17 protein-coding genes and 2 tRNA genes are annotated in these 15,605 nt (G+C 36.1%); 11 read left to right on the top strand and 8 right to left on the bottom strand.

What is annotated here, in order from left to right; genetic code table 11:
- Positions 1-164 precede the first annotated feature (164 nt).
- From FXX65_RS00860 to coaD, 5 genes are all read right to left on the bottom strand, one after another.
- Positions 165-237 (bottom strand) — tRNA-Gly (locus FXX65_RS00860).
- A gap of 73 nt (positions 238-310) precedes the next feature.
- Complete coding sequence (gene rnc / locus FXX65_RS00855) at positions 311-1,054, bottom strand: ribonuclease III (protein WP_147614677.1); 744 nt, start codon at positions 1,052-1,054, stop codon at positions 311-313.
- Between the two features lie 92 nt (positions 1,055-1,146).
- Positions 1,147-1,389 (bottom strand): acyl carrier protein, encoded by a 243-nt coding sequence (acpP, locus tag FXX65_RS00850; protein WP_147612570.1) that lies wholly within the window; start codon positions 1,387-1,389, stop codon positions 1,147-1,149.
- A gap of 79 nt (positions 1,390-1,468) precedes the next feature.
- Positions 1,469-1,654 (bottom strand): 50S ribosomal protein L32, encoded by a 186-nt coding sequence (rpmF, locus tag FXX65_RS00845; protein ID WP_147612571.1) that lies wholly within the window; start codon positions 1,652-1,654, stop codon positions 1,469-1,471.
- Between the two features lie 149 nt (positions 1,655-1,803).
- Positions 1,804-2,283 carry a pantetheine-phosphate adenylyltransferase gene (gene coaD, locus FXX65_RS00840; protein WP_147612572.1) on the bottom strand — a complete coding sequence of 160 codons (480 nt, stop codon included), beginning with the start codon at positions 2,281-2,283 and terminating at the stop codon, positions 1,804-1,806.
- Positions 2,284-2,339: 56 nt separating this feature from the next.
- On the opposite strand from coaD, the gene FXX65_RS00835 reads away from it, so the two are divergent.
- Together FXX65_RS00835 and FXX65_RS00830 are read left to right on the top strand one after the other, a co-directional pair.
- Positions 2,340-2,927, top strand: a complete 588-nt coding sequence (locus tag FXX65_RS00835) for a hypothetical protein (protein WP_147614676.1) — start codon at positions 2,340-2,342, stop codon at positions 2,925-2,927.
- Between the two features lie 95 nt (positions 2,928-3,022).
- Complete coding sequence (locus FXX65_RS00830; RefSeq protein ID WP_147614675.1) at positions 3,023-3,748, top strand: HEAT repeat domain-containing protein; 726 nt, start codon at positions 3,023-3,025, stop codon at positions 3,746-3,748.
- Positions 3,749-3,815: 67 nt separating this feature from the next.
- On the opposite strand, the gene FXX65_RS00825 is transcribed toward FXX65_RS00830, so the two are convergent.
- Positions 3,816-3,889, bottom strand: a tRNA-Arg gene (locus FXX65_RS00825).
- A 94-nt stretch (positions 3,890-3,983) separates the two neighbouring features.
- On the opposite strand from FXX65_RS00825, the gene FXX65_RS00820 reads away from it, so the two are divergent.
- The 9 genes from FXX65_RS00820 (at position 3,984) to FXX65_RS00780 (ending at position 12,838) form a co-directional block, all read left to right on the top strand.
- A complete protein-coding gene (locus tag FXX65_RS00820; RefSeq protein WP_147614674.1) occupies positions 3,984-4,574 on the top strand; it encodes a Maf family protein in 591 nt (196 codons plus the stop codon).
- Positions 4,575-4,722: 148 nt separating this feature from the next.
- Positions 4,723-5,583, top strand: a complete 861-nt coding sequence (gene rpsB / locus FXX65_RS00815; protein ID WP_147614673.1) for a 30S ribosomal protein S2 — start codon at positions 4,723-4,725, stop codon at positions 5,581-5,583.
- A gap of 15 nt (positions 5,584-5,598) precedes the next feature.
- Positions 5,599-6,432 (top strand): translation elongation factor Ts, encoded by an 834-nt coding sequence (tsf, locus tag FXX65_RS00810; RefSeq protein WP_147614672.1) that lies wholly within the window; start codon positions 5,599-5,601, stop codon positions 6,430-6,432.
- Between the two features lie 93 nt (positions 6,433-6,525).
- A complete protein-coding gene (gene frr / locus FXX65_RS00805; RefSeq protein WP_147612578.1) occupies positions 6,526-7,068 on the top strand; it encodes a ribosome recycling factor in 543 nt (180 codons plus the stop codon).
- A 9-nt stretch (positions 7,069-7,077) separates the two neighbouring features.
- Entirely contained in the window at positions 7,078-7,800 is a 723-nt protein-coding gene (uppS, locus tag FXX65_RS00800; RefSeq protein WP_147612579.1) for a polyprenyl diphosphate synthase, read from the top strand.
- Between the two features lie 14 nt (positions 7,801-7,814).
- A complete protein-coding gene (locus tag FXX65_RS00795; RefSeq protein WP_147612580.1) occupies positions 7,815-8,660 on the top strand; it encodes a phosphatidate cytidylyltransferase in 846 nt (281 codons plus the stop codon).
- Between the two features lie 2 nt (positions 8,661-8,662).
- Entirely contained in the window at positions 8,663-9,793 is a 1,131-nt protein-coding gene (gene dxr, locus FXX65_RS00790; RefSeq protein ID WP_147614671.1) for a 1-deoxy-D-xylulose-5-phosphate reductoisomerase, read from the top strand.
- Entirely contained in the window at positions 9,790-10,914 is a 1,125-nt protein-coding gene (locus tag FXX65_RS00785; RefSeq protein ID WP_147614670.1) for a M50 family metallopeptidase, read from the top strand. Before dxr ends, FXX65_RS00785 begins: the two co-directional genes overlap by 4 nt.
- Positions 10,904-12,838 (top strand): WD40 repeat domain-containing protein, encoded by a 1,935-nt coding sequence (locus tag FXX65_RS00780; protein WP_147614669.1) that lies wholly within the window; start codon positions 10,904-10,906, stop codon positions 12,836-12,838. The genes FXX65_RS00785 and FXX65_RS00780 overlap by 11 nt, the downstream gene beginning before the upstream one ends.
- Positions 12,839-12,850: 12 nt before the next feature.
- Here the strand turns inward: FXX65_RS00780 and FXX65_RS00775 are convergent, their stop codons facing one another.
- Together FXX65_RS00775 and FXX65_RS00770 are read right to left on the bottom strand one after the other, a co-directional pair.
- On the bottom strand, positions 12,851-14,326 hold the full coding sequence (locus FXX65_RS00775; protein ID WP_147614668.1) for a glycogen synthase: 1,476 nt from the start codon (positions 14,324-14,326) through the stop codon (positions 12,851-12,853).
- Positions 14,327-14,350: 24 nt separating this feature from the next.
- The gene (locus FXX65_RS00770) at positions 14,351-15,535 is read right to left on the bottom strand and encodes a pyridoxal phosphate-dependent aminotransferase (RefSeq protein ID WP_147614667.1); all 1,185 of its coding nucleotides are present in this window, start codon (positions 15,533-15,535) and stop codon (positions 14,351-14,353) included.
- Positions 15,536-15,605: the final 70 nt, after the last annotated feature.

Here is a 15,605-nt window from a genome sequence, read left to right as displayed (position 1 = left end):
TGCATAAACAGCAAGACAACATTACCAGACTTCAATTTACGAGGAAAGATTGTAAAAGGTTCTCTATACCTAGACATATTGGTCACACATTTGGTAACACGATATATTTTTAGGTTTTGTGCAGGTTTTATAGAAAACGCTAATTCTTTGTATTATAAGAAATAAGCGGTAGAAGGGAGTCGAACCCTCGTCATCAGCTTGGAAGGCTGAGATAATGAGCCGTTATATGACTACCGCATAAATTATGTTAAGAATATAGCAAAAAGAAAAAAAACTGTCAATAACAAAGACACAGTTTTTCAAAAAAAAACTATTTTTCAAGCGATTGCAAAGCAAGCTTTGCGACATTCTGCTCCGCAGTTTTTTTGTTTTTCCCATCGCAAGGACCAAAAGTCCTATCATCAAAAACTACACTCACCCAAAAAACTCTATCGTGATCCGGTCCTGTTTTTTTTACAAGTTGATACACTGGGCAAGTTTTAAATCTTTTTTGGGAATATTCCTGCAACAAAGTCTTATAATCCTTTTGTCCCTTATTTTCTTGAACTTTTTTTATCTCAGGAACTATGAAGGAAAGCACAAGTTTTTTTACCGAATCAAACCCCCGATCTAAATAATATGCTCCTATAAGTGCTTCCAAAGCATCTGCCAAAATAGCATCTTTGTTTCGTCCACCACTTAATTCTTCTCCTTTCCCTAAAACCAACATCTTATCGATTCCAATGTTTCTCGCTATGGGTGCAAGGATTTTTTCAGAAACAACGACGCTTTTTGTCTTTGAAAGCTCACCTTCCTGCTGATTTTTCATATCTTCATACAAAAAAGAAGCTGTAACCATCCCAAGTACGCTGTCACCCAAAAATTCAAGCCTTTCATTATTTAAATGCCTTTGACCGTGTTCTTCATTTGAATATGAGCGGTGATGAAAAGCCTGATCCAAAAGAATTAAATCACTAAAATTGATTTTTAGAGCGTTACAAAAAGCAATCAATTGTGATTTTCGTTTTGATTCAAGATAGACTTTTTTTTCAAAGAGCTGCTTAACCTTTAACATATCTTTTTAAAACATCCTGATAAAAAAAATAAACACAGGCTGCATGAACCTGTGTTTTTAACTTGAAAAAAAATATAAGTGATAAAAATCAACTATTTAGATTCTTTTTCTGCTTTGATGAAATTATATGCATCACGAACTGTTTCAAATTCATTAGCCTTTTCATCAGGAATGCTTACGCCAAGTTCTTCTTCGATTGCATAAACAAGCTCATAAGTATCAAGGCTATCAGCGCCGAGATCTCCGCGGAAAGAAGAATCCATCGTAATTTTGCTTTCATCGATTTCCAATTTTTCAGCAATAAGCTTTTGGATTTTGTTGAACAATTCGTCCATTTTTATCTCCTGTTTATTAGGTTAAGTTGAAATTTTCCAAATTTTAGAAAATTCTTCCCTTATAATTTTTCATCCAGATTTACTTAGCTTCTGGTGTAATCACCTGACGTCCACGGTAGAATCCGCATTTTGGGCATACATGATGCTGCAAAACAAGATTGCCGCAATTTGCACACTCAACAAGCTGCGGTGCTACGAGATGCATATTAACACTACGACGTCTGCGTGTACGTGCTTTTGAAGTTTTCGCTCTAGGTACTGCCATTTATATAACCTCACTATAGTTTTGTTAATTGTATAACGGGCTTAATATTATAACAGTACCCGTCTGAATGTCAATTAGGATTATACAAGTATTTGAGATTGTGTCAATATTTTCTTTGACATATTTTTATTTTTTGTCATTTTAAAATTTTATCTGCCATATCTTTTTAAGACCGCTTCGCAAACTATCGGCGGAACCATTCCGCTTATGTCTCCTCCAAACTGTGCAAGTTCTTTTATCGAACTTGACTTGACTATTACATAGCGAGTCTCTGTTGGCATGAATAAAGTTTCTATATTTGAATTTAGATTATGATTCATAAGCGAAAGGTCAAACTCATAAGAAAAGTCACTTGCATTTCTTATTCCTCGTATTAAAACTTTTGCTCCCACATTCTGTGCATATTCTACAATCAATTTATCCCATTTGTGAACTTCTACATTATTGTAAGGTTCAACCAAGGTCTTTAACATCATCATTCTCTCATCTGCCGTAAAAAGATGATTTTTTACTGGATTTTCAGAGACGACAACGTCAATCTTATCAAAAAGCTTACTTGCTCTTTCTATAACATTTAAATGGCCATAAGTTGGAGGATCAAAACTGCCTGGAAAAACTGCAATATTCATTACCATCTCTTTTAGCACGTTTGACGCAAGGGCGCAAGTGATGTATATTCTTGATTATGAAAATTTTTAAATACTTTTTTATATCATTACTCGCATTTCAACTTTTTAGTTTTGGATGTGCTTCAAATCAAAATCTTTCAAAAACTGAAACTCCTAAAACAGCAGAAAATCCAAAGAAAGCAACACCTGCTGCAAAAAAAGCAACTGATGAATATTCTAAATCGGTAGGAAAAGTAACTGTTTCTAAAGATACCTTTGAAGCTGACAAGGCTGAAATTTTAAACATAATAGAAAAATTAAAGCGCGTTATGGCCGATTATGACTACAACGCATGGCTTTTATATGTAAATAATGAGTCAAAAATTTATTGGTCAGACCCAGCAAATCTAAAAAAAGCACAGAGTAAGCTTCCTATAAAAGGACTAAAATTAAAAAATCTACAGGATTATTTTAAATACGTTTTTGTACCTTCGAGATCTGGCAGAGATATAACAACACTGCGCTACGAATCAGAATCTTATGTAAAAGCCGTTCAAATTACTTCGAATGAATCCTTAGATACAGACGAGAAATACACTGTTTACTATTATTTTAATAAAATAAACGGACGCTGGTATCTTCACCTTCCGAAAATCGATGGTTAGTTTTATTGATTTTTAGCAAGTAATAATTTATAATTTTTTAAATATTTTTAATACAAACACCGATGATAAAAGCATCAATCCAAGGGGGATTTTTAATGAAATCTAAAAAATATATCGCATCAATCGCATTTTTTGCAGTATTGTGTGCTCCATTTTTCGCACAATCATCTAAAAACTCTAACGAGTCAAACGTAGAAAGCGAATACTTAAGCAGCGTGGAAGATGTTGTAATCACAGAACTTGCAAATTCGGAAGAAAGAGACAACAAGATTGTCGCTCTACAATACCTTGAAACCGCTGTAAACGAAGGAAGAGCAACTCCAGATATGATGAAAGCACTGGGCGGATTAGCAGGAGAAGGAATTACAACTCAATCAAGGACAAACGGTCGTTTGATGAACAACTTCCCAGACATAAGAGCGAAAGCTTGCGATATATTGGCAAATGTAAAAACAGAAGAATCGAAAGATACTTTGGTTAAAATCGCACTTGCAGACAACGAACCTATGGTTATCACTGCGGCAATTCGCTCTTTGGGAGAAATCGGAATAAACAACAATGACGAAGTTTCTGAAACAATCGCTTGGGCTCAAAAAAAGAATGCTGTATTAAATCCGACATCTTCACTGGCTTTGGAAGTTTTAATCGCTTATGAAAAAATTGCTGATAAAGTAGAAAACAAAGGTCCAATGATTCAGGCGGTAGGTCAAATTGCAGCAAACTATCGCTATGTAACACCTGTTCGTACAAGGGCTTTGGAATTACTAAAAAAACTTCAGGGTTCTGGTTCTTCAGCAAAAAATAATTCAAATGCAAAATAATAATCGATTATGATTATATAAAAGGAAAGGCATTTCTATGTTTTAAAAAGAAATGCCTTTTTTATTTTGAGGGATACGAGATTCGAACACGCAACTTTCGGCTCCGGAGGCCGACGCTCTATCCAATTAAGCTAATCCCCCTTCACAGAAAAATATAAATATTAAAAAAAATTGTCAATCTCGCTTTTCTAAATTTACAATTATAAAAGCAAGATGATTTTTACAGGAGTCTAAAATGGAACCCATAATTCTAGCTTCATCTTCTCCAAGAAGACAGGAAATTTTAAAACTTTTGAACATTCCGTTTAGAGTAGTATTGCCAACTTTTAAAGAAGAATATCCGCTAGATATGCAAATAGAATCTATTCCAGAATTTTTGGCAACGAGAAAAGTCGATTCAGTAGCTAGAAGTGCTCCTCAAGGAACAGAATACCCTTGGATTTTAGGTGCAGATACGATAATAGTCCACGAAAATAAAATTTTAGGAAAACCAAAAGACCAACAGGAAGCCGCAAATTACATTGAAAGCCTACAGGGAAAAACTCACAAAGTTATAACAGGGCTTGCCCTTTTTAATAGCGAACTTCACTATGTCTCCAACAGAACTGCAATAACAGAAGTTACATTTAATGAAATGGCTAGCGAAGAAATCGACTGGTATATTGAAACTGGAGAATGGCATGGAGTTGCTGGTGGTTATAGGATACAAGGAATTGCAAGTTGTTTTATAAAAAAAATAGAAGGAACAAACAGTGCTGTTATGGGATTGCCAATTTTTGAACTTTATGATATGCTGCGCGAACAAAATTATTCTATTTTGGAGTAGTCTTGTCGGGACTTGTGGCAGACCGTAGGTTTTTAGACATAAGCTCGTAAATATTCCGGACGCATATTTTATGCGCCTCGAGAAACAGAGTTCGGTGGAAAACATTTTAATAATAAAAAAGATGTTTTTCCGGTGAAGGAGACACTTTATGGCAGTTGTAACCATGAAGAGTTTGCTTGAATCTGGCGTACATTTTGGTCACCAGGTAAAGCGTTGGGATCCACGTATGAAGAAGTATATCTTCGCAGAACGCAATGGTATCCATATCATCGATTTGCAAAAAACAATCGGTGCAATCAAAGACAGTTACGAAGCAATTCGTAAGGTAGTAGCCTCTGGAAAGTCAGTTCTTTTTGTTGGTACAAAAAAACAGGCTCAGCAGGCAGTTCAAAAAGAAGCAGAACGCTGCGGAATGTTCTATATCAATAACCGTTGGCTTGGCGGAATGCTTACAAACTTTTCTACAATCAAAAAATCGCTCCAGCGTCTCAAGAAAATTGAAAAGATGGAAATCGACGGAACATTCGATAATCTCACAAAGAAAGAAGTTGCAAATCTCCTTAAAGAAAAAGAAAAGTTGACAAAAAATCTTGGCGGTATCAAAGAGATGAAAGAACTTCCAGGTGCACTTTTTATCATCGACACACATAAAGAACAGATTGCAGTTGCAGAAGCACACCGCATGGGAATTCCTATCGTTGCAGTTGTAGATACAAACTGTAACCCAGAAGGAATCGATTACCCAATTCCAGGAAATGACGATGCAATCAGAGCAATTACTCTCTTCACTTCTATTATTGCAAACGCTGTTGTTGAAGCTAATAACGAAGAAGGTCTTAAAATCATCGAAACTTTGACTGACGACGAAGAAATCATGACAGATGCTTCTACAAAAAAAGACGATGAAGAAATTGATGACTACAGCAATTACACTCCTACAGAACCAAAGGAAGAAGAAGCTGAAGACGACAGCGATGATGAAGATCTCGCTGAAAAATTCGACAAATAATTGATGGAGACAAAAATGGCATTTACTGCTGCTGATGTAAAAACTTTGCGCGAATCAACCGGTGCTGGGATGCTCGACTGTAAAAAAGCACTTCAGGATGCAAATGGTGATATCGCCGAAGCAGAAAAAATATTGAAAGAAAAAGGTCTTGCTGCAATGGCAAAACGTACAGACCGCGCTGCTGGCGAAGGTCGTATCGTTATAAAACAGGAAGGAAACAAAGTTGCAATGGTTGAAGTTGTTTGCGAAACAGACTTCGTTGCTAACAATCCAGACTTTATTCAGATTGCAGAAAACGCTGTAGAAATTACGCTTAAAAACGGAAATGATGAAGTTAACGATGCGCACAAAGCGGCTATTGAACCTGCTCTTGTTAAATTCCGCGAAAATATTTCTGTTCGCCGTGCTGCTTGTTTAACAATTCCTGAAAATGCCAGCGTTGGAACTTATGTTCACTCTGACAACAAAACAGGTGCAATCGTAATAGTTGAAGGTTCAACTGCTGATGAAGTAAAAACATTTGCAAAAGATTGTTGTCTTCACCTTGCAGCATTTACTCCTTCTTACATTACAAAAGCCGATGTTCCACAGTCTTATATCGATGAGCAAAAAGAAATCTTTGCTGCACAGATGAACGCTGACGAAAAGATGGCAAGCAAACCTCAGAATGTAAAAGACGGAATTCTTCAAGGCAAAATCAACAAACTTGTTGCAGAAAGTTGCTTTGTTGAACAGGCATTTGTAAAAGATGACAAAGTATCTGTAGAAAAGAAACTTGAAGAAGTTGGAAAATCTGTAGGTGCAAAATTGTCATTTGGAAAGATTGTTCTTTTCGTTTTAGGTAAATAATTACCAGATTTAAAAGCGGTTTTGAATTTTCAAGCCGCTTTTGATTTTTATTTTAGTAAATTAAAACTTTGCGAAAAAAGAGAGGATAATTTTATGGCATTCGATGCAAAAGCAAAAATGGAAAAGACCCTTGAAGGTATAAAAAACGAAATGAACACTATCAGAACTGGTCGCGCCTCAGCCTCTATGTTTGATAAAGTAAGGGTAGATTATTACGGACAAAAATCTCCTTTAAATCAGGTTGCACAGGTTTCAATTCCAGAAGCTCGCACTGTTGTAATCTCTCCTTTTGACAAATCGCTTATTTCTGATATTGAAAAAGCAATCTTAGTTGCAGATTTAGGCTTGAATCCTTCAAATGACGGAAAAGTAATCCGCATTTCGATTCCTGCTTTGACTTCAGAACGCCGCAAAGAACTTGTAAAGCAATCAAAATCAATCGCAGAAAATTACAAGACAACTATTCGCAATATCCGCCGCGACGGAAACGAAGATTTAAAAAAACAGCAAAAATCAGGTGAGATAACAGAAGATCAGTTAAAAAAGGAAACCGATGAACTTCAAAAACTCACCGACAAATATATAGCAGAAATTCAATCTGTTTGCGATGCAAAAGAAAAAGAAATACTCGCATAATAATTTTAAATGAAGATTGAAGAGATAAAGGCGAACGTTCTTCCAACTCATATTGCTCTAATCATGGATGGAAACGGTCGCTGGGCTAAAAACAAAGGGCTGCCTCGCACTGCAGGACACAAAGAAGGTCTTTCGTCTGCAAAAAAAATTGTCGCGGCAGCAGCAAAACTGGGAATAAAATACGTAACTTTATATACCTTTTCAACTGAAAACTGGAAGCGCGCTCAAGAAGAAGTTGGTTACCTTATGACGCTGATAAAAGGTCATCTTCGAGCAGAATTTCAATTTTATAAAAATAACGGAATAAAAATTGAACACATTGGAGATTTATCTGGACTTCCAAAAGATGTTCAAGCAGAAATAATAAAAGCAAAAGAAGAAACAAAAGATTTTACAGGTACAACCTGCATCCTTGCAATAAATTATGGAAGCAGAGATGAAATCGTGCGTGCCGTAAAAAAATTGATTGAAAATAAGCAGGTTTCGTCTCTGATAACAGAACAGGAACTTTCCAACCAGCTTGATTTGCCTTTTGTTCCAGATGTTGACCTTATGATACGAACTGGTGGCGAGCAACGCTTGAGCAATTTCCTGCTGTGGCAGTGTGCATACGCTGAGTTTATCTTTACAGATACTCTTTGGCCAGATTATACTGAAGATGAATTTTTCGACAACATAATAGAATTTCAAAAAAGAAATAGGAGATTTGGTTCTGTTTTAGAAACTAAATAACAGGGGATAATATTATGAACAGTAAAGTCATCTCGCGACTTTGTATATTTTTTATTGGCATTCCAGTTATAATCGCACTGATAATGCTCAATCAATTCAATCATCTTGCGTTGCATGCGGTAATAACAATGGCGGCAATTTTGGCTTCGTCGGAATTTTATCATATTTTGAGTCATAATTTTAAACTTCAAAAAAAATATATCATAATCCCCCTCACCTGCTTTATTCACCTTGTGATGTTTGCACGCGCAATCTTCGTTTTTGATTTTTCGTTCGTTTATTTTTCGTACATAGCCTCTCTTTTGCTTTGCCTTATGATTGAAGTTATCTTTAGCAAAACTTTTGAAGATTCTAACCATCGCATAGCTTCATCTTTTTTGATTTTAACTTACATCGGTCTACTTTTTACTTTTCTTTCGAGAATGACATTTTTTGAACATTCAAGACAGATTTTAATAACTTTTTTTACAATGGTTTTTTTCTGCGACTCGCTTGCGTGGTTTTTTGGAGTTCTTTTTGGAAAAAACAACAAGGGTTTTATAAAAGCAAGCCCGAACAAAAGCATTGCAGGATTTTGTGGCGGAATTTTCGGTTCAATTTTAAGTGGAGTTTTATGTTACCATCTTTGGAGCGATATTTTTACAGGCTCAATAGTAAAAATCATTTTGCTTGGAGTTTTGATTTCTTTAACTTCGATAATTGGCGATTTGGTTGAATCTGTATTCAAGCGTTCGTCTCAATGCAAGGATTCTGGTTCGATAATTCCAGGTCGAGGAGGAATTTTAGACTCCATCGACAGCATAATCTTTTCTGCTCCGGTCTTTTATTTTGCAATAACGCACATATATAAAAATCTATAAAAATGAGCAACGAAAAATTTAAAAAAAGAATTTTAGTTTTAGGCTGCACAGGTTCAATAGGTTCAAGCACGCTCGACATAATAAAAAATCAGCCTGAAAAATTTCTCTGCTGTGGTCTTAGTGCAAATTCCAATTCAAAAAAATTAGACGAACTTTCATTACTGTTCAACTGCCCTTCAACTTTGACAAGCAAAGACGGCTATGATGGAATAAAAAAACTTTTAGACGAAACAAAGCCAGACATAGTCGTAAACGGAATTTCTGGAAGTGCGGGGCTTACTTCCACAATTTTAACTTTAGAACGCGGAATAAATCTTGCCCTTGCAAACAAAGAATCTGTGGTAATGGCAGGACCTTTGATTTTTGACCTTGCAAAAAAAAATTCCTGCAAAATTCTTCCTGTAGATAGTGAACACTCTGCAATATTCACTCTTTTAGAGCAATGTAAACTAGAAAATGTTGAAAAATTAATAATAACTGCAAGTGGCGGTCCTTTTAGAACCTGGAAATCCGAAAAAATTGCAGAAGCAACTCTAAAAGATGCGTTAAAACATCCAACCTGGAACATGGGAACAAAGATAACTGTTGATTCTGCAACTCTTGGAAATAAAGGCCTGGAAGTTATAGAAGCAAAAAGGCTTTTTTCTTTTTCCACAGATGATATTCAAGTTGTTGTACATCCAGAAAGCATAGTACATTCGCTGGTACGCACAAAAGACGGAATCGTATATGCGCAAATGAGCGAACCTGATATGAAGCATCCTATAATCCAAGCATTGAATTGGCCAAAAGTCGAAAATAATTTTATGAAGCCCTTTGACCTTACTGATACAAAAGATGGAAAGAGAACTTTGACCTTTGAAAAACCAAGAACAAATGATTTTCCACTTTTAGATTTAGCGTTTCAAGCGGCAAAAAAGGATAATTGCCACCCTATCGCATTTAACGCCGCAAACGAAATTGCAGCGTGGGCTTTTATCGACGAAAAAATTAAATTTTCTGAAATTGCAGAAACCGTTGAACATGTTATGTCCAAAGAAAATTTGTGGAACAAAGTTGTTAGAGATTTAAAAGATATTTTTGAAGCCGATGAACTTGCCCGAAAATTTGCAAAAGAGTTTTTAAAGGTATGATTTTAAAAATAATATACGGTCTTTTTATACTTGGCGTGATTGTTTTTATTCACGAAATGGGACATTTTATTGCAGCAATTATAAGTGGAGTAAAAGTCGAAGCGTTTTCCATAGGAATGGGACCTGTTTTGTTGCATAAGAAAATTAGAGGCGTCGACTGGAGAATTTCACTTTTTCCTGTTGGCGGCTATTGCTCTATGAAAGGTGAAAATTTTGCAGAGTCCGAAAAAAACGTGATGGAATTTTCAAGCGAAAAAGATTCGCTATATGGGGTTTCGCCTTTAAAACGCGCTTTTATCGCTTTTGCGGGTCCCTTTTCAAATCTGATTCTCACTTTTTTTTCATTTTTTTTAATCGCTTTGATAGGCTTTAGTTATTGGTCTGCTTCTAACAAAATCATCCTTGCAAACGAAGTTTATCCACAAATATCATCTCCTGCTGCAAATGCTGGAATAAAAACTGGCGATATAATAATGCAGATAAATGGGAAAAAAATAGAAGACTTTTCAGAATTATATTCTTTTGTTTCCTTGCATCCAGATGAAGACCTCAAAATAAAAGTTTTGAGAGAAGGCAAAGAAATGACTTTTTATGTGCATTCAGATTTGGATAAAAATACTGGCTCTGGAAAAATTGGAGTTGTAAGCGATTCGGGCACAACTATAAAACGCCAGGCAAAAACTTACGGATTTTTTGGAAGCCTTGTTCAAGCAGGAAAGGAAACCGTTTCGATTTTTAACGCTTCTATAAAAGGAATTGCAACCCTTTTTAAAGGAGTAAATGTTACAAAAGCTGTGAGCGGACCTGCTTCCATAACAACAATGTTGGGAGACACAGTTCAATCGGCATTTTCCAGTGATTTAAAAACAGGGCTTTCTTCGGTATTGAATTTTATAGCTCTCATAAGCATTTCGCTTTTTATAATGAATCTACTGCCAATCCCAATTTTAGACGGTGGACTTATATTAGTTTCAATAATAGAAATGATTTTTCGCACGCGTATTTCTGTAAAAATACGCAATCGTGTACAATATATAGGTTTAGTTTTCATCGCTTTTTTCTTTATAATTGCGATGATAGGTGATTTTAACTATTTTGTGAGGCTTTTTCATGAAAAATAAATTTATCGTTTTTTTAGCGTTTGTTTTTTTAGGCAGTTTTTCTTTTGCACAATCACATCTTTCGACACAGGCTCATCAAGGGGCAGTTTCTGAATTAGCAGTTCTTGAAGGTGCGACTTCAGAAGAGAACACAGTTTTTAGCGTCGGCAAAGATGGTTTTATAATAAAGTGGACAGAAGATGGCTTAGGCGAACACTATCAGGTGAGCGATGTGGAAATAAAAATGATTGCTCGAAGCCCAAACAAAAGCGATGTTGCAATATACGAAACCGATGGCGCTTCTTTTAATATGGTAAGCGTTTGGAATTTCAACACGCTTTCAAGAAAATGCGCCTTTACTTTTAATTCACCTGTAACTTCACTGTCCTACTCTGCAAAAGGAACTTTTGTTTTGTGCGGAACGGCAAGCGACAAGGGAACATATTTTTTAAACACCTCTAACAATACTATAACTTCAAAAAAATTAAAGGAATCAACTGGTGCGGTAAATCTACTTGTTACAAGCGAAAGCGAAAACACACTTGCTTCGTATTCGCCGACAGGCTCGCTTTGTTACTACAATTTAAAAACAGGAGAACAAAAAGCAAAATTTTACACAGAATCTTTTTTGAGCCAGCCAGTTATGTTCAACAACAATGTTTTTCTGGCAGGTTACAAAGACGGTTTTATATACATAATTCAGGCAACAAATGGAAAAACAGTTGCAAAAGAAAAAATTGCTGGCAAGAAACCTGTAATCTTTTCTTCAAATAAAAATCAAAATCTCTATTACATAACAAACGAAAACCGTCAATTTAAACTCTATATGATTCAAAATGACAGGAACAAAAATGTAATATCGCCCGAACTGATAAGAACTTTTACAGGAATAAAGCAGGGAGAAGAATTGATTTCTGCTGTAAAAAACGGAGAAAACATATTTGCAGGGACAAACCTTGGAAATATCTACAAATTTGACAGCAATGTCGCAGAAAGAGTCGATGTACTTCAACCACTAAGCGATAAGATGTACGATTACATATACGACATCGCGTCTTATAATGACAGTTTTTATTTTTTAACGCCTAATGCGATTTTTCTTTCTTCTTATGATAACGGAATTGTAGATAAAAAAGGTTTAAATCCTAACCACACGAACATACTTCCTTATGGTCAAAATGTAATTTTGTGGACAAAGGATTCAAGAAAAACTGTTCAACTTTTGGATTTTTCGACGGGTAATGTTTCTGATATTTTTACACCAGAAGCAAATATAAAATCTTTAAAAATTTATGGTCAAAATCTGCTTGCAATAGAAGGAAGCTCTTCGGTAAATATGTATTCGATTTCTTCGCTGAAAAAAGAAAATCTCTACAATGGAACAGGAATTCAAGATGCACTTTTATACAGCGAAACGGATTTGTACATTGCAAAAACGAGTGCGACAACTCCGCAAGTTCCGCTCTTATATGTAAATACGCGCACAAAAGAAACTGTTCCTCTAAATGTACGTGGGAATGTCGCTTATTCGTTAGTTTATAATCAAGATATGCAAAGCGGTGAAAAATCAGAAATTTACGGAATTTTGATTTCTTCAAATGCACAAAACCGAGCTATCACTTCTCTTTTTTCGTTTAATCCTTCGACAAATAGTTTTAGAACTCTCGTAAACGAAAATTCAGAAGATGCAAACGCAATCTGCTATCTTTCTTTCCCTGTTTTATATACGAATATGGGAAAATCGAGAATCCGTTCCTACAATTTAGTTGCAAGAAGAAATTTTGAATACAAAAGAAGCGCTTCTCTTCCTTTAAAAATCGCGAAGAATGAGACAAGGCTTGTAATTTTAAACCGCGATGGTTCTATAAGTTGGTACAATCCAGACATGAACAATGTTCTCGCAGACTGGTACCTGACCACAGACGGTCAATGGTTTGAATTTTAAAGGCGTTTAACTTTATATGCCACAGCCACGGAACAGAGCTTCTCTGTAGACCTGCTCATATTCGTGGCAGCTTACTTGCCATGAAAAGTCTTGCTTCATAGCACGCAAGCGCATCTTTTTGATGTGGTCTTTTTTGTTGTAATAAGCATAAACCGCCCAACCTACAGTGTCGTAAATTGCACTTGGCGTTAAATGGTCAAACATAAAGCCTGTTCCGTCGCCAGTTTTCTCGTCATAATTTTGAACGGTATCGTTAAGTCCGCCAGTTCGATGAACGATTGGAAGGGTTCCGTAGATTTGTGAATAAAGCTGATTGAGACCGCATGGCTCATAACGGCTAGGCATCAAGAAAAAGTCTGAGCCTGCTTCTATCAAATGGCTCAATTCTTCGTTATAACCAATCTTTGCTTTGAAATTTGGAAGTTTTTCCTGAAGTGCTAAAATTTCGTCTTCTGCCCATCGCTCTCCAGTTCCCAAAAGTACAATCTGCACATCCATAGTTTTGCATATATCCCAAAGACAGCCAAAATTTGGTGCAATCAATTCCGCAATTCCTTTTTGGCTGACCAGACGCCCTATCATACCGATTATTGGCACATCTTTTTGAGGAAGTGAAAAATATTTTTGAAGTTCTTTTTTACAGAGTTCTTTTCCACTTAAATCTTTTGCAGAAAAACGATGAGGAATGAGTTTGTCTTTGGAAGGAGACCAAATTTCAGTATCAACTCCGTTTACAATCCCACGAACAACATCCGACCTCACTCGCAAAAGTCCATCAAGCCCAAAACCGCCTTCGCTAGTTTGAATCTCCTTTGAATAAGTCGGACTTACAGTTGTAACCATATCTGCACAAGAAATTCCTGCCTGCAAGAGATTTATATTTCCTTCTTTTTCAAAACCGGCCCCATAGTATAAATTCCAATCCAATGCCAAATCAGGAAATTTATCTTTTCCATAAACCCCTTGGTAGCCCATATTGTGAATCGTAAAAACAGAAGCTGTATTTCTGAAAGGATGTTGAAATCGGCACACGTGTTTTATTAAAACATTTGCAAGGGCTGCAGACCAATCGTGTGCATGAACAATATCTGGAAACCAACCAAGTTTGTTACAAACCTGCAAGGCTCCATGACACAAGAGACTGAATCTATACGTATTGTCGTGAAAATCAGTTTCGTGTTTGGTTCCATAAATTCCATCGCGACCAAAACAATTTTCATGGTCAAGAAAACAAACTTCGACTTTGTCAAATCCTGGAAGAGTTGCCGTATAAACTGCTGTCCATTCGTGCCCAGTTCCCACAGGCACACCCAAAGGACCTTCCATTTTTTTTAGATTGCGTCTGTCTATCTTGTAGTAGCGAGGTAGCACAATTTTCACTTCATGTCCCAAAAGGCTCAAATTTCCAGCCAGGGCAGAAACCACATCTGCAAGCCCACCTGTCTTTGCAAAAGGAGTCGCTTCCGCACTTACCATTAAAATTTTCATACAAAAACCTCGCCTAAAATCAATTTATTTTGCAGCATTTATAAATGCTTCTCTTGAATTTACAATCGTTTTTTCACTTACACAATAAGCAAGTCGAAAAAAACCTTTTTTGCCAAAACCAATTCCTGGTGCACTCAAGATAAAAAATTTTTTCAGATGCTCGCAAAAAGATCCATCATCGCCCTTCCAAAAGTCAGGAACTTTTACAAAAAGATAAAAAGCGCCATCCGGTCTAAAATATTCAAAACCTGCCTCATCCAAAATCGCCATCAGTAAATCTCGCCTTTTTTTATAAGACGAATAGTCAACTTTTGCATTCCAAGTTTTTGAAATCACTCTCTGAAAAAAAGCAGGCGCATTTACAAAGCCCAAAGTTCTAAGGCAAAAAGTAAAAGCGTTTACAACTTCGTCCGCTTCATCGCAATTTGGATTAACAGCCATATAACCGATTCTCTCTCCTGGAATAGACAAATCCTTTGCGAAACTTGAAATTACGATTGAATAATTATATTTGTCGAAAACTGTTGGAATTGTTACGCCATCGTAAACGATTGCCCTGTACGGTTCATCAAAGATGAGATAAGGCTTTCGTTCTGAGTTTTTTGAATATTCATCTAAAATAAAAACCAAATCTTCGATTTCTTTTTGTGAATAGACTTTTCCAGTCGGATTATTGGGAGTGTTTATTAAAATTGCAGCGGTTTTTGGCGAAAGTGCATCTTTTATCGCTTGTATTTCGAGCGAAAAATCATCTTTTGAGGGAACTTCTACAAGTTTTCCGTTGTAATTTCCAACATAATTTCTGTATTCGCTAAAAAAAGGTGAAGGCACAATCACTTCATCGCCTTCATTTAGCAAAGTTTTAAAGATGCAATTCAGCGCACTGGCAGCACCACAGGAGATAACAACATTTTTTGATTCAACTTGAAAATTTTGCTCTAACGAAACCTTTTCTGCAATCGCTTTTCTTGTTTCAGGAAACCCCGCATTGCTCATATAGCCGTGGCAACCGTGAAAATCGTTTTGGGCTTGCTTTATTATTTCTTCTTTTAATTGTGGTGGAGGCTCTAAATCTGGGTTTCCAAGTGAAAAATCAAAAACCTTGTCTTGCCCGTACAACTTTTTGAGGCGGATTCCCTCTTCAAACATCTGTCTTATTACAGAAGATGTTTTTGAATGGATGGTCGCTTTTATTTTTTGAGATATCATGGAAACGGATTATATCACAAACTAGACGATTTGTAACTTATTGAGGAGTAAGAAGTTTTAATGTATATTT

The organism is Treponema pectinovorum (assembly GCF_900497595.1).
In the GTDB taxonomy this organism is placed as follows: Bacteria; Spirochaetota; Spirochaetia; order Treponematales; family Treponemataceae; genus Treponema_D; species Treponema_D pectinovorum.
Note: the sequence above shows the minus strand (reverse complement) of the source record. Positions and strands in the feature narration are given on the sequence as shown.